The 20,682-nt window shown below is 40.6% G+C and carries 14 protein-coding genes and 2 pseudogenes; 9 read left to right on the top strand and 7 right to left on the bottom strand.

Going from position 1 to position 20,682, the window contains the following annotated elements; all coding sequences use genetic code 11:
• The 4 genes and pseudogenes from ACEW8O_RS15165 to ACEW8O_RS15150 form a co-directional block, all read left to right on the top strand.
• Positions 1 to 412: pseudogene (locus ACEW8O_RS15165) on the top strand (M20 family peptidase); the annotation flags it as partial.
• 218 nt (positions 413 to 630) lie between these two features.
• A complete protein-coding gene (locus ACEW8O_RS15160) occupies positions 631 to 840 on the top strand; it encodes a hypothetical protein (protein ID WP_373495466.1) in 210 nt (69 codons plus the stop codon).
• A 233-nt stretch (positions 841 to 1,073) separates the two neighbouring features.
• Positions 1,074 to 1,670 (top strand): outer membrane beta-barrel protein, encoded by a 597-nt coding sequence (locus tag ACEW8O_RS15155; protein ID WP_373495465.1) that lies wholly within the window; start codon positions 1,074 to 1,076, stop codon positions 1,668 to 1,670.
• 134 nt (positions 1,671 to 1,804) lie between these two features.
• Positions 1,805 to 3,682 (top strand): alpha-amylase family glycosyl hydrolase, encoded by a 1,878-nt coding sequence (locus ACEW8O_RS15150; RefSeq protein WP_373495464.1) that lies wholly within the window; start codon positions 1,805 to 1,807, stop codon positions 3,680 to 3,682.
• 744 nt (positions 3,683 to 4,426) lie between these two features.
• On the opposite strand, the gene dnaN is transcribed toward ACEW8O_RS15150, so the two are convergent.
• From dnaN to gldA, 4 genes are all read right to left on the bottom strand, one after another.
• Entirely contained in the window at positions 4,427 to 5,551 is a 1,125-nt protein-coding gene (gene dnaN, locus ACEW8O_RS15145) for a DNA polymerase III subunit beta (protein ID WP_373495463.1), read from the bottom strand.
• A gap of 182 nt (positions 5,552 to 5,733) precedes the next feature.
• Positions 5,734 to 7,416 (bottom strand): gliding motility-associated ABC transporter substrate-binding protein GldG, encoded by a 1,683-nt coding sequence (gene gldG / locus ACEW8O_RS15140; RefSeq protein WP_373495462.1) that lies wholly within the window; start codon positions 7,414 to 7,416, stop codon positions 5,734 to 5,736.
• A complete protein-coding gene (gene gldF, locus ACEW8O_RS15135; protein WP_373495461.1) occupies positions 7,413 to 8,135 on the bottom strand; it encodes a gliding motility-associated ABC transporter permease subunit GldF in 723 nt (240 codons plus the stop codon). The genes gldG and gldF overlap by 4 nt, the downstream gene beginning before the upstream one ends.
• Complete coding sequence (gene gldA / locus ACEW8O_RS15130) at positions 8,135 to 9,043, bottom strand: gliding motility-associated ABC transporter ATP-binding subunit GldA (protein ID WP_373495460.1); 909 nt, start codon at positions 9,041 to 9,043, stop codon at positions 8,135 to 8,137. Before gldA ends, gldF begins: the two co-directional genes overlap by 1 nt.
• Before the next feature lie 198 nt (positions 9,044 to 9,241).
• Between gldA and ACEW8O_RS15125 the strand changes: the two genes are divergently transcribed.
• The gene (locus tag ACEW8O_RS15125; RefSeq protein WP_373495459.1) at positions 9,242 to 9,436 is read left to right on the top strand and encodes a hypothetical protein; all 195 of its coding nucleotides are present in this window, start codon (positions 9,242 to 9,244) and stop codon (positions 9,434 to 9,436) included.
• Between the two features lie 240 nt (positions 9,437 to 9,676).
• Here ACEW8O_RS15125 and ACEW8O_RS15120 read toward each other — a convergent pair whose 3' ends face one another.
• A complete protein-coding gene (locus tag ACEW8O_RS15120; RefSeq protein WP_373495458.1) occupies positions 9,677 to 12,331 on the bottom strand; it encodes a DUF5686 and carboxypeptidase regulatory-like domain-containing protein in 2,655 nt (884 codons plus the stop codon).
• Between the two features lie 380 nt (positions 12,332 to 12,711).
• Between ACEW8O_RS15120 and ACEW8O_RS15115 the strand changes: the two genes are divergently transcribed.
• The 4 genes from ACEW8O_RS15115 (at position 12,712) to ACEW8O_RS15100 (ending at position 19,013) form a co-directional block, all read left to right on the top strand.
• Complete coding sequence (locus ACEW8O_RS15115; RefSeq protein WP_373495457.1) at positions 12,712 to 15,186, top strand: carboxypeptidase-like regulatory domain-containing protein; 2,475 nt, start codon at positions 12,712 to 12,714, stop codon at positions 15,184 to 15,186.
• Positions 15,187 to 15,242: 56 nt separating this feature from the next.
• Complete coding sequence (locus ACEW8O_RS15110) at positions 15,243 to 16,259, top strand: DUF4249 domain-containing protein (protein WP_373495456.1); 1,017 nt, start codon at positions 15,243 to 15,245, stop codon at positions 16,257 to 16,259.
• Positions 16,260 to 16,430: 171 nt separating this feature from the next.
• Positions 16,431 to 18,353 carry a molecular chaperone DnaK gene (dnaK, locus tag ACEW8O_RS15105; RefSeq protein WP_373495455.1) on the top strand — a complete coding sequence of 641 codons (1,923 nt, stop codon included), beginning with the start codon at positions 16,431 to 16,433 and terminating at the stop codon, positions 18,351 to 18,353.
• 285 nt (positions 18,354 to 18,638) lie between these two features.
• Entirely contained in the window at positions 18,639 to 19,013 is a 375-nt protein-coding gene (locus ACEW8O_RS15100; RefSeq protein WP_373495454.1) for a co-chaperone GroES, read from the top strand.
• 43 nt (positions 19,014 to 19,056) lie between these two features.
• Here the strand turns inward: ACEW8O_RS15100 and ACEW8O_RS15095 are convergent, their stop codons facing one another.
• Both ACEW8O_RS15095 and ACEW8O_RS15090 read right to left on the bottom strand, forming a co-directional pair.
• A complete protein-coding gene (locus tag ACEW8O_RS15095; RefSeq protein WP_373495453.1) occupies positions 19,057 to 20,145 on the bottom strand; it encodes a fatty acid desaturase in 1,089 nt (362 codons plus the stop codon).
• 120 nt (positions 20,146 to 20,265) lie between these two features.
• Positions 20,266 to 20,682: pseudogene (locus ACEW8O_RS15090) on the bottom strand (porphobilinogen synthase); the annotation flags it as partial.

Raw genomic sequence — 20,682 nt, 5'->3', positions numbered from 1 at the left:
GGCAAGGGAGGCTTTCGTTACCGGTGATTTGAGATTTTTGGGTGAACCCCAAAAAGAGGCTGCCCGGGAAAAAATGAAACAGATAGTATCCCAAAACCTGAACGGAACAACCGCCGAAATCAAATTCCAGGATGGCATCCCATCCATGCCCCCGACACCGGGAAATTATGCTTTGGTTGAGGTTCTGAGCAAAGTCAGTGTGGATATGGGATTTGGGAAAGTGGAAGCAGGCGATCCGGGTTCTAGGGGAGCGGGGGATATTTCCTATGTGGCGGACTACTTGGATTGCATCGATGGCTTAGGCGCATCAGGCACAGGTGCCCACTCTCCCGCTGAGACAATCAATATGAAGCAATATCCGGATTTGTTGAAGAGGAGTGTAATGTTTGTGTATAGGTTGATGGATATGTGATTTTAGCAAGACCTGTTAGGTTTGAAAACCTGACGGGTCTGAAAACGGATATTTACTTTTCAAATTAAATGAAAAAATTGTTCATAATCGCTGGTCCAAATGGTGCTGGTAAGACGACAGCTTCCTATACCATTTTGCCTGAAATTTTGGACTGTAATTGAATTCCGGAAAAATAGTAATATCCCAATCAATCCTGTGGGAACAAATAACTGAAAAGTATGACAACTAAAGAAAAAGAGGCAGAGGAGGAATTCGAGAAAATTCTTTTTGGTTTGAGAGAAACCTACAAAAACCTTGTCAAATTCAAGCGTGAGAAGAACAGCCCCATCATTGTATCCGAAAACGGGAAAATCGTTGAGTTGGATCCGTTTTCCGTCCCTGATGAACTTCCTCCGGATGAAGAGGATGAAAGTAAATCAACGACCTGATTTTTTATTGTTTTGATTGAAACCCACAATTTGTTCTTTTCAACCTATTTGCAGGTCAATCCATAATTCCGGAAATCTCAAACCTTATCAAAGGGATTTGTCACAAACCCTTCCCCTAAGTTGGGAATTTATACCCTAAGGAATAAAAACCTTCAATCAAATTTTCCTGAAATAAATAATTCGTTTGAAATTAAAAACTAAAATATAACTTTAGAAAAAATTAATTTCAATCGATGAAAAAACTTCTATTCCTCTTGGCCTTTGTGCCCCTCGTTTCCTATGGTCAATTCTCTAAAGGAACAAAATATGTTGGTGGTAACTTAATGTTTTATTCCTCGAAATCAGATCTGGGATCAGCCAATACTCCTGCTTACACAATTTTTTCAGCAAATGGTCAAATTGGCTATTTCTTAAATGATTCATGGGCCGTAGGTCCGGCTGTAAATTTTATTTCAAGCAAACGCCCTAACATTAACCCAGTGACCAATTTATTTGAAGATTCCAAAGTCAGTGGATTTGCAGGAGGACTTTTCGCAAGGAAATTTTTCACTATTACGGACAACTTCTTTTTTAGCCTCGAAGGAAAAGGATTGATCGGAAATGTAAGAAGAGATCTAAACTCAACCTTTTTTGAAGAGAGTAGCACAAGACTTTACCTTTCAATACGTCCTGCATTTACATTTATGCCCAATCAAAAATGGGGATTTGATGCCAGTATAGGTGGAATTTCTTATCAATCTAATTGGAGCACCAATTATTTAGAGGAGAATAACTTCCTAGTTGACCTTGGTCAAGTGAATTTGGGTGTTAATTATTTCTTTGACAGGTAAGATAATATATCAACCTAAGGGAAAAATAAATTGGGGTTTCAAAGTCCTGCAACTATTAAGGCTGCGCAACTTTTGTTTTTGGGAATTTTCGAATTAATAGACGAACCAAGCCATCATTTTTTATCTTTAAGCCTATGAAGAAATTACTTACCTCAATATTATTGGCGGCAAGTCTATCTACGGGCTTTTTTGCCTGTGCCAACAAAACTATTGAAACAACATCCAAGATGGAAGAAACACATAAAATCATCGTTTACCACGTTTTTACCCGTCTTTTTGGCAATACCAATACAACGAATAAACCTTGGGGAACCATTGAGGAAAACGGGGTGGGCAAATTCAATGACTTTACGGATAAAGCCTTGGAAGAAATCTATGCGATAGGCGTTACCCATATTTGGTACACCGGGATTCCCCATCATGCGGTCATTCGGGACTACACAGCTTATGGCATCTCCAATGATGACCCGGATGTGGTCAAGGGAAGGGCAGGTTCCCCCTATGCAGTAAAAGATTACTATCAGGTCAATCCTGATTTGGCGGTTGACCCTGCCAAAAGGATGGAGGAGTTTGAAGCATTGATTTCCCGTACCCACAAGCATGGCATGAAGGTCATCATCGACATTGTACCCAACCATGTTGCACGGAAATATGAAGGAAAAAACAATCCCGATGGCGTAAGGGATTTTGGTGCTATTGATGATACATCAGTGGAATACAAAAGGGACAACAACTTTTACTATATCCCGGGAAATCCATTTGAAGTACCGGAACCTTTGAATGACTATCAGCCACTTGGTGGAGAAGCACATCCTTTGGCTGATGGGAAGTTTGACGAGAACCCGGCCAAATGGACCGGAAACGGAAGCAGGGAGCCACAGCCCCATTTATACGACTGGTATGAAACCGTCAAGATCAACTATGGCACCAAGCCTGATGGAACAAAGGACTTCCCTGAACTACCATCAGACTTTGGACAAAAAAGCAATCAGGAGCATTTTGACTTTTGGAAGGATAAGGACGTACCTGATTCCTGGAAAAAATTCAGGGAAATTACCCTTTTCTGGATTGAAAAAGGAGTGGATGGTTTCCGCTATGATATGGCAGAGATGGTTCCTGTAGAGTTTTGGAGTTACATGAACTCGGCTATTAAGATGGATAATCCTAAAGCATTTCTTTTGGCAGAAATCTATAATCCGAGAGAATACCGAAACTACATCCATTTGGGAAAAATGGATTATCTGTACGACAAGGTAGAGTTATATGATACACTGAAAAATATCATGCAAGGGAAAGGGTCGACGGATAATCTCATCAACATCCAAAATGGTCTTTCGGATATAGGCAAGCACATGCTACACTTTTTGGAAAACCACGATGAACAGCGCATAGCAAGTCCGGATTTTGTCGGCAAAGCGGAAATCGGCAAACCTGCAGCGGTCCTTTCAGCGACCATTGATGCGGCACCAATGATGATTTACTTTGGACAGGAGACGGGTGAACCCGGTGCAGAAGATGCCGGATTCGGCAATCCCACAAGAACTTCCATTTTTGACTACATCGGTGTTCCCCATCACCAAAGATGGATGAACGAAGGAAAATTCGATGGGGGACAATTGTCCGCTGGGGAAAAAGAATTGAGGAACTTCTATGTCAGGCTCTTGAATTTCAGCAAGGGAAGTTCCGCACTTGCAGGTGCTTATCAGGAAATCCACAGCCATAACCGCCAACATACCGAATGGTACAATGACCGGGTTTTTTCTTTTGTCCGATGGAGTGACAACCAAAAGCTTTTGGTTATCTGCAATTTTGATGCGGAGGATACTTTTGGGTTTGACTTGGAATTGCCCGGTAATTTGATAGAAAAGTGGAATTTGCAGCCTGGGGAATTGGTGCTTCCTGAGAAACTTTATGGAAAGGTTAACCCTGTTCTAAGAATTTCAGATAGCAAGGCGACTGTCAGAGTGGATTTGAAACCTTTGGAGAGTTGGGTGTTGGAAATTAACCTTTGAGTTGGAGATTAACCTTTGAGGTCTCCAAGACCTCGAAGGTTTTTAGGCTAAACCTCAAATTGAAGATCCTTAAAGGAAAATGATTACCACATAGTTCATGTAGATCACATAGTTTTTGAGGTGAGATGTATTTAAATTTCTACAGTCTTAAGGTAAAAACTATGAGTCCTCCTATGCCTCTATGTGGTAAATAATTGGAATTCCTTTAAATCCGAGAAAACTAAGATAAAAACAGGAAAACCATAAAAATAATCATCGAAAGATCAAAAGACCAATTTGCTGCCTATGCACCGGATGTTTGGGGCGTTTCAGGTGCAGGTGAAACTCCTTCGGAAGCAAAACAAGCTTCCCTAGACTCAATTGAATTAATAAAAATACAATTCATCCGAAAATATCCCAAAAATCCTTAAAGGTGATTATCAGATTTTTTATGAATTAGATTTAGAAAGCCTAGAAGGAGAAAGTTGAGCATCCACCCAAATTGTCATACAGCAATGATTGGATGGTTAAGTTTGCTGCTAGCATATTTCAAAGAAGCTTCAATATCTTCCAATTGCAGATCAGGTAACTCATCAAGCACTTGTTCCTGGGAGCCCTGAAGCCAACAGATTCATAAAAAAAAGTCCCCAAAATCGAGGACTCTTCATTTTTCTTATGCCTGCCTGCCGAACGGCAGGTCTTGCGTCTTGCGACTTGAGTCTTGCGTCTCCAATCTCACATCTCACTTCTCACATCTCAAATCTTTCACACATAATTATTCAACATCACCGGCATCACCAACATCAAAATATCCTCATTTTCAGATTTATCAGATGGAACAATCAAACCGGCACGGTTAGGGGCGCTGAACTGTAGGGTCACTTCTTTTGAAGAAAGGTTGGCCAACATTTCCACCAGGAACTTGGCATTGAATCCGATCTCAATATCCTCTCCATCATGGTCACATGACAATCTTTCATTCGCTTCATTGGAGAAGTCAAGATCCTCAGCAGAAATCTGCAATTCACTTCCGGTCAATTTCAACCTTACCTGATGGGTTGTCTTATTGGCGTAGATGGCAATCCTTCTCAAGGAACCCAAAAACTCCAACCTGTCAATCGTCATATGGTTGGGATTGTCCACAGGGATCACATTTTCATAATCCGGGAAACGCTCATCGATCAATCTGCAGATCATTTTGATACTGTTGAATTTGAAATAGGCATTGGAACTGTTGAATTCCACTGCTACCGGTTCATTTTCAGATGGCAAAGTTGATTTCAATAAGTTAAGTGCTTTTCTGGGAATAATAATGCTCGCATCATCCTGGGAAGCTACATCTACCCTCCTGTACCTGATCAATCTATGGCCGTCAGTCGCTACAAAAGTCGTATTGGTGCTGCTGAGGTTGATATAAACACCGGTCATAGCAGGTCTCAACTCATCATTGCTAGTAGCAAAAATGGTATTGGAAATAGCTTTGCTCAATATCTCCGTGGACATGTCCACTATAGTGGCATTGCTTACGGTAGGGATCTTTGGAAAATCAGTGGCATTTTCACCTGCCAATTTATACCTGCCATTATCAGAGCTGATCTCAATGCTGTAGGTATCAGGGTCAATGCTGAAAGTAACAGGTTGCTCAGGAAGGTTCTTTAATGTTTCAATAAGGATCTTGGCAGGTACTGCGATATTTCCGTCTTCTTTGGCTTCTACATCAATTTCAGTAATCATTGAAGTCTGCAAATCGGAAGCAGTAATGGTGAGCTTTCCGTCTTTGATCTCAAAAAGGAAGTTTTCCAAAATAGGAACTACAGGATTGGTGGTGACTACACCGTTGATCGTTGAAAGCTGCTTTAAAAGAGCAGAAGAAGAAACAATAAATTTCATATATAGCGTGCTTATTTTTTCGATTGAATTTGAACAGGGTAAATTTATAAATAAAATTATAAATCATGCCTTTGACATGCAAAAAAACCTCTTTTTTAATACTTCTGTTGCATTAGGGGATTTCAGCTATTGTTTTCAGAAAATTTCCCGTTCAGTTTTAAGGAAAAATATGAATAGCCTCCTTACTTTTTAGAAAATCTTGCCCTTTTGAACCCTATCCACACCAACCCAAGAAACAGAAAAAACACTACAGGTGACAGCACATTGATCAACTGCCACTTGGTTTTTTCGTTCTGCACCTTCGATTTGTTCAAAGGTCTGATCTGGAATTGTTTGGTTCTTGTGGCAATGATCCCATCTGGGTCGGTCAGAAAATTAATGCTGTTCTGTAAAAGCTGTCTGTTGGCATAGGTGACTTCCGTAAATGGATCCTGACCTAAAGGCAAAGGCTGACCATCTACAACTGAAAACAAACTCGTAAAGAGTTCTCCGGATCCTGAAACGAGAACTTTCCCCTTTCCTGATTCCAGGAATTTTCCTTTATCCGTTCCTTCCGGCAAAAACCTGTTTTTATACAAAGAAGTGAACTCGCCTTCCAATAAATAGATCAATGGAAGGTTATTGATGGTAAATTGATCCAAATCCGGCCCATCTGACATGTCCTCAAAAGCAATCCTCACAGGTGCGGCAAGCTTCCTGCTGAAATCAGATCCGAAAATCAAGGGTGTTTTTTTCACGCCATCTGCCTTTACAGTATCTAAACTGCTGGCAAAACGGAACATTACCTGATCGAGGCCTTTGGTAATGGGGTGATTGGCCATCCTTCCGGCAGACACATAAAAGGGCCAGGGCAAAGAAATCAGTTGCTGTTGGTCGCCGAAATTTCCGCCCATTACCGGATGGTATCCAAAATTCATGTCCTGGATCAGGTCTTTGTTGACCCTAATCCCATATCTGAAAAGCAATTGATCCAATCCGTTTTCAAAAGGCATGGCCACCGTCCCTTCTCCCCCGGCCTGATCCATATCAAAAGCCAAGGCATCAACCAAGAATATTAAATTACCGCCACTCATTAGGTATTGGTCAATCAGAAAGATTTCCTTGTCAGAATAAATTTCTTTTGGCCCTGCAATAATCAGCACATCAAAAGGGAGCAAATCCTCCACTTTTTTTGCCTGTTCCAAAGGAACTTTATACACCTCAAAGTCCTCTGACAAAGCCTCTACAATTCCAAAACCATCATCAGTCTCCAATTCGACTTTGCCTACAATCATTCCTATAGCATATTGCTGTTTTCTGATGAGCTTACGGATTGCCTGGGCCAGTTCAAATTCCAGGTTTTCAATAGATTGATTTAATATTTGATCGGGTCCCAATTCCTTTTCTCCTTTCAGCAACAAAGCCCCTGTTTCAAATTCCTCATTTCTTACCACAACACCCGGAAAAATCAACTTGCTTTTTTGACCTCCTGCTTCGGATATGTACAAGGTGGTAGGATTGATTCCATATCCTGCCAAATCAACGATGTAGTCCTCCCTGATGTCAGCAGGTAGAATCATAGGGTCTTCATAATAGAAGGTGATTTTTTTGGCACTGTATGCATCAAATGTTTTGACTGTTTCTTCTATCGATCTTTGAAGCCTTCTCATCCCACCGGGAAGATCACCGGTCAATAAGATTTCCACTTCCAAAGGTTCTTCAATGGATTCCAACAAGGCAATGGTAGCAGGATGGAGGGAATATCTTTTATCTTCTGTCAGGTCAATCCTAAACGGAAACAGCGCGACAAAAACCCAAATGAGAATAAGTATTCCAACGGGAATTCCGTAACTCCTGAAAAGCGATATATTGGAACCTTTGCTCATCTCCTTCTGATCAAAATTCCCGTTAAGCCCAACATCAAGATAATCACTGTAAGAAAGTACGCCACATTTCGGGCTTCTATCACTCCCCTACTCAGACTTTGGTAATGATAACTCAAACTCATTTCCTCCAAAAACAAAGCAAATGGGCTCATCACCTGCAATTGCACCAAAGCGGTCAAACCAAAATACAGTAAAAATGAAATGAAAATACCCCATATAAATGCGACTATCTGATGTGATGTCAGGGCACTGCTGAAAATTCCTATGGACGCAAAGACAGCCCCAATAAACAACAGCCCTATCCAAGAACCAAAAAAGCCGGCATGGTCAATATTCCCGACAGGGTCTCCTAATTGCACTACCGAATAATAGTAAACCAAAGTCGGGATCAATGCCACAAAGATCAAAGTCAATGAAGCGAAATACTTGGCCAATATGATTTTTCGGATTCCCAAAGGTGAGGTCATCAATAATTCCCAAGTTCCTGTTTTCTTTTCCTCCGCTATCATCTTCATGGTAATGGCAGGGATCAGAAAAGTAAATACAAATGGTGTGTACACGAAAAGCGGTTCCAAATCAGCAAAACCATATTCCATTACGGCTGTATCCGGAAAAACCCAAACTATCAGGCCAAGGGAAACAAGAAATACGCCCAAGATCAGGTATCCGCTGACATTGCTGAAGAAAGCATTTACTTCTTTCCAATACAGTGCTCGCATCAATTTTGGGTGATTTGATGAAAAATAGATTCCAGATTTTTTTCCTGCTGCTGGATACTTACCAAAGTCAGAGACTTTTGCTGTATTATTTGAAGCAGCTCTTTTCGGGCAGACACGGCATCCACCACGTTCAAACTGATTGCATGCTTTTTGTTTTGGACAAAAGAAACTTCACCCAAATGGGCAAACCATTCCAAGTCCAAGGGTTCTTCCGTCTCTACTAACAGAATGTTTTTACCTCCAACTGACTTGAGATTTTGCAATAGGTCTGAGGCGACAATTTTCCCCCTATTGATAATGACAACTTTGTCACAGATCGCCTCCACCTCTTGCATGATATGGGTACTCAAAACCAACGTTTTGTTGACGGAGATATTTTTTATCAATTTTCTGATTTCTGCCAATTGGTTGGGATCCAGTCCGGTGGTAGGTTCGTCCAAAATGATCACCTCCGGGTCATGGATCAGTGCTTTGGCCAATCCTACCCTTTGCCGATAGCCTTTTGAGAGTTGATGGATTTTTTTATTCGCTTCCAATTCAAGGCCACAGAGGGAGATCAGTTCTTCTATTCTAGTTTTCAGAACTTGACCCTTCATTCCATAAAGACCCCCAATAAAATCCAAAAACTCCCTGATATACATATCCAGGTACAATGGATTATGTTCGGGTAGGTATCCGATCATTTTGCTGACCGCTTTTGGGTTATCCAATACCGAAATCCCATTGACAAACACATCGCCGGAATCAGGTAAAATAAATCCCGTCGCAACCTTCATCGTGGTGGATTTTCCGGCACCATTTGGTCCCAAAAAACCCAAGACTTCTCCCTTTTCAGCTACAAAAGAAACCTCATCCAACGCCTTCTGCTGACCGTAGGTTTTTGTAAGTGAATTGATTTGAAGGGACATGTTGAACTGTAGGAATTTGGGTGGCTAAATTAAGGAATGGTTTGGCTAAAAAAAGCATAAAAATCAAAAAAGGCTTCAAAGAAGCCCCGTGGAAAGATGAAACAGCCATTGACTGTTAAATCTTTTGAAATATTAAACCTTACTGCCTGCTAATATAGAGGGGTTTGTGGTATTTTCAAAATCTTGAAGTTCTGAAGTGTGCCAGTAGGCAGTGGGCAGTATGTCAGTGATCAGTGGGCAGTGTTCAGGAGCCAGGGTGAAACAGTGGTCAGTAGGCAGTTTTCAGTAACAGTGGGCAGTGTGGAAATGACCTTTTGGAGGCTTGTCCTAAAATTAGTGTTTAAGATTACTATCAAACTTTGCCTTGTCACTTCGACGTCAGGAGAAGTCTAATTGCCCCTTTTGGGCGAAGTTTAATTTAGACGCTAGGTGTATAGATTGCATCTTTTATATCCACGAAAGGAATCACGAGGAGAACAAAATTTGTCTTGTTATCTCCAATAAATGAGGGATTTAGAAATCCTACCTTTTAGATTTCTCCTTTCGTCGAAATGACAATGTGGTACAACTCGACAATTTCATCAACTAAAATTCACCTAACGCTGCAGAAAACATTCACACCCCTCCCTCCCTTCAATCAAAATTAATATTTATAAAGCTCGCAATCCCAAACCTCATACCTGCCCGCTGAAAGGTGCCTCCTTCGAAGCCTGCACCCATTTCGACCCTGAATATCCTGAAAAGGTTATCCAAGGAATACCCCAATTCCCAATAGTGGGGTGAGTTTTCTGTTTTGAGGTAGTTGAAGAAGATGTTCTCCCTGACCCCGGAAAACCGAAGCATGGGCAACTGGGTCAGCAGAAACTTTCTGAACTGATAATGGACAATGGCACTGACATATTGGGTTTGGGTGCTGTATTGATAATAATCCAAAAACCTATAATTAGAAGCCACTCCCATATTGGCAAATATGGTCCTGTTACCACCAAAATGTTTGTAGTCCATAAAATATACCCGGTCATTGTTCAGGAATGCACCTGCTGTCAGGTTAAAGTCCCATTTGCCACTGACACCAAAATTGAAAAAGTGCTCCACACTTGCCTCCACCAAATCAAACTTAGAAGCCATCGCATTGTTGAACATCCCTGGAAAGGCTTTTGAATACCGGAAATTGACCAATGGTGCGGATTCATAAATCGGGTTTTTACGTCCGTTTCTGATATAATATTTCATTCCAGGCCTCCATTCGACATTGTTAGTCCAGATCAAGGCGTGATGGTTTTCAAAAGCCGATGGGTCTGCTTCAATATTTTCAGGCCTATTTGGAGTATAAACCCTTTCAGGTCTGTTCCAAAGGCTTACATCGGAATTGTTTTCCAACTCCCTTCGATAAGCATAATTTACATTTGTTCTGTAAGTAAATGCATCATTGACCCTATGGCTGTAAAATGCCTTTAAGAATTGTTGTTCATAGAGTTTCATGTAATTCTGCCTCAGCAACAGGGAATACACCATGTTGACCTGTTCCTGAATGGGATTGTCACCATTAAACTGAAAAATATATTTTCCACCCGTCAGCCCATAAGTATATCCGGGCCTGCCTTTGTTGACAGACCTTCGGATGTCCAGAGTTCCATAAGCCTGCTGACTGGCAAAACCATACCTGAATTCCGGACGCACCGTCCAAACTCTCCGGTGCATGGTCACAGAATCGGCCATTTTGGTGTTTTGAACTATTCTGTAAAATCCTGATAAACCGAATTTAAAGCCTTCCACAGTATTGAAAGACAGCTTGGTCAGATTGGAATCAAATCCTGCTGACCTACCTTTCCCAAAGGAATAAGAGCCACCTGTGATCACCTCCAAAGGTTTGAATCCTCTTTTTGCTTTTTTGGCAATACTGTCCACTTCACTTTCTTTGGCAGCTTCCACTACGGCAAGACTGTCATCTCTTTTGTATCCTTTAATTTCCGCATCAGTCAATTTCACCGGTCTGATGCTGTCCCAATAACTCAGGTCTCTTTTTTTGGCCAGACTGTCCACAGAGTATTTTCTATTGGAAATGACCTCTACTTCTTCCCTTTCCTTCATGGCTTCCTTTTCATATTCATTGACCAGCTTTCTGAAATCCTTTCTGGTCATCTTGTCCGCCTGACTCATCTGTTCAAGACTGGAAAGGCTCTTGCTGAAGGTATTGACGTCATCAGGAATCTTATCAACTTTTTCGTCAATGATCTTTGTCTCCACAATCAAATCGGGGTTGAGTGTAATATTGTAATCCCGGGTGGAAGCCAGGTATCGGAATTCTCCTGCAAAGCCAAAAAATTTACCTCCAAAAGTATAGGTGTGGGTAAAAGGCATCCAAACATTCTCTGCCACAGGTTGATAAAGCTGTTTGACTCCAATCTGAAACCCCAATAGTGAAGTGGTCAAATCCAGGCTGTGAATGGCCCAAAGGTCCTCAATGATATATATATAACCTTCAAAAACCCGCTCACCTCTTGACCTTGGAGTTACTTTGACCCGGTTGATCATCACGCCATTTTCCACATACGCCCCTTCATATTTGAATTTATAATAAATAAATGCCGAGGGGGCCAATGGGGAAATTGCCTCATTGATTTTTTCACTGTAAAAACTGGTAGCAATATAGGGAGCGGGCGAAGTTTGGTTGTTGTCCCCATTGGTCCGGATGCTGATCACTTTTTCTTCAACCGTATTGGGTTGCCTGAAAGTAATTTGGGAGACTGACTCAGAAGTATAGGCCTCATTTAACTTCACCCCTTCTTTTTCCATTTCCTTTTTCAAAAAAAACGGTGCATTGGTCAATTCCCCAGTACCTTTCAAGTACACCATCATCGTATATTCCTGCACCTGAAGTCTATGGTATTTGGCTTTGGAAATGGCTTTCCGCATAATGGTCAAGGCAGGGTCTTCCTGTTTTGTTTTTACTTCCACCTCCTGTAATGCATAAATCTGTTCACTCATTTCAAAATCCAACACGATCCAGTCATCTTTAACTTCCACGGTTTTCAGAACAGATGCATAACCAAGATACTGTGCCAGGACATCATAGTAGCCGGGTTTCAATCTAAATTCATATTCCCCATTTTGGTTGGTCGGTACTCCATCACCCAAATTCCTGATATAGATGGAGGCAAAAGGCAAAGGTTCACCATTATTTGTAGTGACTTTACCCCTGATTCCTTGAGCAAAACTTTCTGAAAAAATGGCTGATATTGATAAACAAATGGAAATTCCTAGGAAAAATCGAACGAATAGGGTCATGGTAGAGGTAGTAAATGATGTTGGAAAAATAATATTTAAAGTTTAAACGAGCCAATTTTATTGTGGTTGTTGACAATATTTAACGATAAATAGAGGTTTTTAATGATTGTTGAGATTCTGAGGTCACCATATTATCGCTTCGGTTTTTTCATCCGTGATTTTTCCAGTTATGGCCTGAGCCTCTATTGTCAAAGAAAAAACAAAAAAACTGAACCAAAGCCGAATATTGAAAACTTTTTCAGAAAAGGAAGTCTTATTATCATTGAAAATATTTTAAGCTGAAATCACAAGGTGTAAGAAAAAAAACCTATTTTACCTAAAATAGATTTATTTGATTTCCATATTCCAAATTACATCATACTGCCATTATTCAGGTGACTATGTTAAATCCAAATACTTTTTCATGTCTCAAGGCTAAAATTAACTTGAAAGAGATCGGTAAAAAAAGGTTGCCTTTTTTGCTATACCTTCTATGGTATCTAAATATCTTAACTTTTCAAACTGTAAAAGGCCAGACTGAATTGATAGAAGTGAGTTTCCATCAGGAAATTTCAAAAAAACGTGCCCAATATTACTTGACCGGAAAAGTTAGCCACGTGAAAACAAAGGAGCCCATATCCGGTGTATCCATTCATATAGACGGATATTTTAAAGGAAACAATACTGACAATAATGGCCAATTTTTTATTTCATTGGATTCAGGAATTCACCGGATTGTATTCCGTCAGTTTGGGAAAAGTCCTGCTCATTATCAGGTCGAACTATTTGGAGATGGACAATTAGATTTAGCGCTTGATAACCTGGATTTTGAGCTGGAAACATTCGTTCTAGAGGCGGAGGAAAGGGATAGGAATATCAGGAGTCCAATCACAGGTGTTACCAAAATGAATATTGAAAATATAAAGCTTGTCCCGGCTTTTCTGGGCGAACCGGATGTGTTCAATGTACTCCAATCCATGCCGGGAGTCACTTCTGTAGGGGAAGGTTCGGCGGGTATGAATATCAGGGGAGGACAGGCCGATCAGAACCTGATCATGATGAACGAAACGATTGTCCTGAGCAATAGCCACGCCTTAGGATTTCTTTCGCCTTTTAATGGAGATGCAGTTCAAAACTTTACCTTGTACAAAGGTTCGGTGCCAAGTTATTTTGGAGGCCGGAGTTCCTCTGCCCTAAATATTGAAATGCGGAAAGGTAACAAGGAAAAGTGGATTGGAAGCGGATCATTGGGAACTGCGGTCAGTAAATTGATAGTAGAAGGGCCTATAGTCCCTGAAAAAACTTCAATGATATTGGTCTCAAGGTTGTCCAATGCAAATTGGCTGTTGGACAAGGCGAATGATTTGGATGTTCAGAACAGCAATATCAGGTTCCATGATATCTACCTGGGAATCAATCATCAGTTTTCCGAAAATAGCAGCTTGGACTTCAACTTACTCAATACAGGGGATTATTTCAGCTTTTCAGATCAGTTTGGCTTTGAGTGGGATAATATCGTAGGGTCATTAACAAGCAGAAATCTATTGACCGGGAATTTTTCTTTGGTCGGTATGATTGCATATGGGTCATTCAACAATGGTTTTTTTGAGCCTACTCAGCTAGACCCATCTAAGATCGAGAATGGCCTACACTATTTTCAAGGAAAAGTTTCCGGCTTGCTGACCTTGGAAAAAATGGACATCAGTTTTGGTGGGGAAGCGATACAATACCAAATGAGACCTGAAGGGCTAAGCCCATTGACTTCGGAATCAGGCATTGCACCCAAAACAGTTCAAAAAGAAAATGGAATAGAATACGCTCCTTTTATTTCTGTAAATTGGAATCCTAACGAAAACATTGCAATATCAGGAGGGCTGCGTTATTCCAATTATGTACAGCAAGGGCCGGATTCTATTTACCGTTATGAAGAGGGAATTCCGATTTCAAGAATAAATATAACAAGGGTGGATTTTATTGAAAGTGGGAAAATTGTGAAATATAATGGCTTTGAACCGAGGTTTTCTTTCCGTTGGACTTTTGATGAAGTAAGTTCAATCAAGGCAGGCTACTCGGTTATGAACCAATACTTACAGACCATTTCTAACGCTACGGGTCCAACTCCCATCGATTTGTGGCAGTTGAGTACTACTTATATTTTGCCACAAAGATCCCATAATGCCTCCTTGGGATACTTCAGAAACTTCAAAGATGATGAATGGTCCACTTCACTGGAAGGATTTTATAGGACTACAGGCAACCAATTAGAATACCGGGATTTTGCGGAGTTTTTTGTAAATCCACATATTGAGACAGAGTTGATCCAAGGAGAAGGGCTTGCCTATGGAACCGAACTTTTGATCCAAAGAAATAAGGGGGGCATCACAGGTTGGCTTGCATATACCTATAGTAGATCACTTATCAGGACCACGTCCGAATTCTCTGAAATCCAGGTAAATCGGGGCAACTGGTATGCTACCAATTTTGACAAACCGCACAATATTTCGCTTGTTACTAATTTCCATTTGGGTAAAGGAAGAACATTCAATACGAATGTCAATTACTCAACAGGCAGGCCGGTGACAGGACTATTATCCAATTATACAATTGGTGGGGTCTTTATCCCGAATTTTGGAAACAGAAATGAATTCAGGATACCCAATTATTTCCGTATTGATATTTCGTACTTGACCAATGGCTTTGTCAGAAAGTGGGAAGACAAAATTAATTTCAGTGTTTATAACCTAACAGGCAGGAGAAATGCCTATTCGGTATTTTTCCAGAGGGAGGGAACTAACCAAAGGTTGGTTCCATTTCAGATTTCGATTTTAGGATCCGCATTTCCGTCCATTACCTACACTGTATCTTTTGGCAAATGAGAAATTTAAACAAATTTATATTAGGCTTCTGGATTCCTTGTTTATTGATATTAAACTTGATCACCTCCTGCATAGACAGGCTTGATTTTCTCGGAGACACTGAGGAAGGACAGCTAGTCATCTACGGACTATTCACAGACCTCGATGAAATACAAGTAGTAAATGTGAGCAAGACGGTATCCTTTGGGTTACAGCCAATGGGGGTAATTAATGCACTGGTTACACTATTGACTGATGAAGGGGAAAGGTTTGCTTACTTTAATGCGGGAAACGGGAATTATGAATTAAGGGACATTAAAGCAAAAGAGGATAAAAGGTATGCATTGGAGGTTTTGGTTGATGGCAAAATATACAGGTCTTCTTTCGAGAGCATCCCATCCGTGATCGGGGAAGATAGTCTGAGTTTTGCATTTTCTTATGAACCATTTAGAAATGAAGTTTCAGAGCAGGTTTTTTCCTTGTCTGCTGCCACATCCCTTCCTTCCTCATCAGATTCTTTTTTTCTCAGATGGATTACGGAAGAAACCCATTTGTGGATACGTACTATAGTCCCTTGTGCTGGGTGGTGTCCACCACCATTTCCCAACTGCTTTATTTATGATATTTTAGAGCCCAACAGGTTGAACCTTTTTGATGGAACTAAGTCAAGTACACGCAATTTAAACCAATTAATGGGGAAGAGGTCTGTTGACAATTCATTTTTCTACCCGTTTTTTTTCACAGTCAGACAGTTGAGCATCAATAGAGGAGCTTTTGAATATTGGGGAAAAATCAATATCATGATCAACAACCAAGGATCCCTATTTGATATACCTCCTGCACCGGTATTCGGAAATATCTCAAATGTGGAAGACCAAAATGACCTTGTACTTGGATATTTTGAAGTAGCCAAATCCAAAATAACAAGGATCTATACAACTAGGGCAGATGTGCCTTTTTATTTGGTTGAACCCTGTTTGTATATGCCTGGCAAACCCCTAGATTCCTATCCTCGCGGCTGTAGGAATTGCGCTGAAAGGGCAGGGAGCAGAAAGTGGAATGAATTGAACCCTGAGTGGTGGAAGTTTGATTGACCTGACATCAGTTACTATTAAATGACAATTTTGAAATTTTTTGATAAAACCCATGTCACAAATCTGTCAATCTGACACAATATCATGGTTAATATTCATTGGCACAACCATTGTCAATAGGGAAACTGTAATTAAAAATTTTGTAATCAATAACAGAAATAATATATCATCATGGGAAAAATCATAGGTATAGATTTGGGTACTACTAACTCATGCGTTGCCGTAATGGAAGGTAGCGAACCGGTGGTCATCCAAAATAGCGAAGGAAGAAGAACCACTCCATCTATCGTAGCTTTCTTGGACAACGGTAACGGCGAAAGAAAAGTCGGAGATCCTGCAAAACGTCAGGCGATCACCAATCCCGCCAATACCATTTCATCGGTAAAAAGATTTATGGGCAAAAAATTCTCCGAGGTTTCCGAAGAGAAAAAGCATGCCTCTTACAAAGTTGAAAAAGGCCCTAACGACACTGTAACAATCAAAATAGGAGACAGAGCTTACACCCCTCAGGAACTTTCTGCCATGATTCTTCAGAAAATGAAGAGCACAGCAGAAGACTTTTTGGGACAAACTATAACCGAGGCTGTGATTACCGTTCCTGCCTATTTCAATGATGCTGAGCGTCAGGCTACCAAAGAAGCCGGTCAGATTGCCGGTCTTGAAGTGAAAAGAATCATCAATGAGCCTACTGCTGCTGCTTTGGCTTATGGTATGGACAAGAAAAACAAAGACATGAAAATCGCAGTGTATGACCTTGGCGGTGGTACATTTGACGTCTCTGTTCTTGAATTGGGCGATGGCGTATTTGAAGTAAAATCAACCAACGGTGATGTTCACTTGGGTGGTGATGACTTTGATCAAAAAATCATCAACTGGCTTGCTGACGAATTCAAGTCCGAGGAGCAAATCGATCTGAGACAAGACCCGATGGCACTTCAACGATTGAAAGAAGCAGCGGAAAAAGCTAAAATCGAATTGTCCAGTTCATCCTCTACTGAAATAAATCTTCCATATATCACCGCAACACAAACAGGACCTAAGCACTTGGTGAGATCGCTGAGCAGGGCCAAGTTTGAGCAGTTATCAGAAGATCTGGTAAAAAGATCCATGGATCCTTGTAAAAAAGCCCTTCAGGATGCCGGATTGTCTCCTTCAGATATTGATGAGGTAATCTTGGTAGGTGGATCTACCAGAATTCCGAAAATCCAGGAAGAAGTTGAAAAATTCTTCGGCAAAAAACCTTCGAAAGGTGTAAACCCTGATGAAGTTGTGGCCATCGGTGCTGCTATTCAAGGTGGTGTTTTGACCGGTGAAGTGAAAGATGTGCTGTTGCTTGATGTGACGCCACTTTCTCTTGGTATAGAAACCATGGGCGGTGTCTTCACCAAATTGATCGAATCCAATACTACTATTCCAAGTAAAAAATCCGAAGTGTTCTCTACCGCAGCGGACAATCAGCCGGCGGTTGACATCCATGTATTGCAGGGAGAAAGACCTTTAGCCAAAGACAACAGGTCAATCGGAAGATTCCAGTTGAGCGATATCCCGCCTTCTCCAAGAGGTGTTCCTCAAATCGAAGTGACTTTTGATATTGATGCCAATGGTATCCTTAATGTATCTGCCAAAGATAAAGGAACAGGCAAAGAGCAAAAAATTAAGATTGAAGCTTCTTCGGGATTGTCTCAGGATGATATCGAAAGAATGAAAAAAGAAGCTGAGGCAAATGCTGTCTCTGATAAAGAAGAAAAAGAGAAAATCGAAAAATTGAACCAAGCTGATAGCCTTGTTTTCCAAACCGAAAAACAACTGAAAGAATATGGTGACAAACTTTCCGATGGCAACAAAGCCAACATCTCTTCTTCTTTGGAAAGTCTGAAAGCAGCACATCAGTCCCAAAACATAGCGGGAATTGATTCTGCCATGGAAACCCTGAATAAGGCTTGGGAAGCAGCTTCACAGGAAATCTACAATGCTACCCAAGGTGCACAGCCAGGTGCTGACGCAGGTGCAAGTGCAGATGCAGGAGCTTCAGCAGAAGCCGGAGACGGAGTCTCTGATGTAGATTACGAAGAAGTGTCCGAAGACAAAAAATAAATAAATTATTAACCAAAAAAAGGCATCTGTATCTGATATGGATGCCTTTTTTTTTGAGACGTGAGATGTGAGACGTGAGATTTGAGACTTGGTTCCTTGTATTAGTAGGGTAATTCAAAGCCATAGAGTTATCGATAAAAATAAAGTAAAACATATTTGGTGAGGAAAATTTCAATTAGTAATACTTATTGCCCAATTGAACAAGCAACTCTCAATCTACCGAAAACTTCGTCTTGTATCTTGTGTCTCACATCTCACGTCTCTTATTTCAAATCTAAAATCAAAATGAAACTCACCCCCGACAATAAACTCAAAAAACTGATCATAGTAGGTGACCGTGTTCTGATCAAACTCAGAAAGGCGGATGGAAAAACAGCCACAGGGCTTTATCTTCCTCCCGGTGTGCAGGAAAAAGAAAAAGTACAACAGGGCTATATCATCAAAACAGGTCCCGGCTATCCCATCCCTTCACCAATGGAAGTAGATGAACCTTGGAAAGACCGGGATGACAATATCAAATACATTCCCCTTCAGGCAAAAGAAGGAGATTTGGCAATTTTCCTTTTGAACGGTTCGTATGAAGTGATTTATGAAGGAGAAAAATACTATATCGTACCTCAACACTCTATATTGATGTTGGAAAGAGAAGAAGACCTGTAAAATCCCCCTTAGCGATACAAACTCTTAGGGGTTATATTTTATTTTAGTTTGCGATTAATTCTTCGGGATTTGTGTTTACCTGGTCAATATTCTCGAACTTCTTTACCCGTGCCTTCAATAGTGAAATCATATCATCTTTATCCTTGAAAGAATCATTGATATTGACGAGATGTGCAGCCATCATATCATAATTTTTTGTCATCAGCCACTTGAAAATATGAAGGTAATGAACCCCTGAAAACACAAAGGTTTTTTTCTCGGCAAGCTGATCTTTATACTTTTCAAACATCAATGGATATTCTGTGTAGTGAGCTGCGGGCTTTAAATGATGGAAGGCATGGTATCCATCATTCCAGCATTTGTGATTGTAAACAGTATTCATGCAGATAACCGTGCTGGCCAATTCATCTCCGGGTTCGATGGGGTCCACAAATGCATGCTGTGTCCAATTGCCCAACATCATCACAAGTCTTGCAAAAAAGAAAGGAACCACAAATACCACCATGGTTGCTTTGAAGTTCACGAAACACATGGCTACCGCGAAAATGTAGAACAGTATTTCGCTATAACTTAAGGGAACATAAAATTTTCTCAACTTTCTTTTGAACAAAAATTGATAAGTATCATGGAAGCCCAAAGCCATGAAATTCAGCCAGTATTTGATAAAATCCTTTAGGCTATCTCTTTGGTAGCCCATTGTACTGCTGGAATCTTCCGGCATATTTCCTTCAATGTGGTGCATACCGATATGATGGCTATTGTATGATTCTCCGAGATGTCCAAAAAACGGACTTAAGAACCAGAGAATATATTTCTGCATCCATTGCCATTCTGATTTCCACATACTTCGGTGACAAAAACAATGAAGCATCAGGCCAAAAGAGCCTTTAAAATAAAACTGCGAAATGTAAAAATATGGAATAGCAACTGCCCACCACCAAACCCCATTTAGAATGGGCAAGTAAAGCAAAATAGCCAAAGGAATGACTGTAAGGTGGATTGAGGTAATCAAATGTAAAAAAGGTATGTCCCGTTGATCTTTGATAAATCTTATCATAAATTGTTCGTAACCGGTTAAGGTTTGTTTTTCTTGATATACAGGATCTGTGATTTCAACTGGAAATGCTTGCACAATCTTATTTTTAATTTGAAATAATTTTTAAGATAAAAATATTTGGTGAAGCAAGGAAATGTCAATCCAAAAAATAACAAAAATTTAAAAAAAGTTGCCCTTACTTTGTAACCTTTTTAGCTACTTACCCAATTGGGCAAACTCTTTGGCAAAATAACTTAAGATCACATTGGCACCGGCTCTTTTGATACTGAGTAAGGATTCCATCATGGCCCTTTCCCCATCCAACCAACCTCGTTGGGCTGAAGCTTTGATCATAGCATATTCTCCGCTGACATTATAGGCAGCAATCGGCAGGTTGGAATTATCTTTCAACAAGCGTATTACATCCAGATAAGCCAACGCCGGCTTTACCATCAAAAAATCCGCACCCTCCTCTGTATCCAGATCGGCTTCTATCAATGCCTCATAGTAATTGGCCGGATCCATTTGATAGGTTTTCTTATCTCCCATTTTTGGGGCCGAATCCAAGGCGTCACGGAATGGACCATAAAAAGCCGAAGCATACTTCGCTGTATAAGACATAATCGAGACATT

The organism is Aquiflexum sp. (assembly GCF_041749095.1).
Taxonomy (GTDB): domain Bacteria; phylum Bacteroidota; class Bacteroidia; order Cytophagales; family Cyclobacteriaceae; genus Aquiflexum.
The sequence above is the reverse complement of the archived record's forward strand: the minus strand, read 5'-3'. Positions and strand labels throughout refer to the sequence as shown.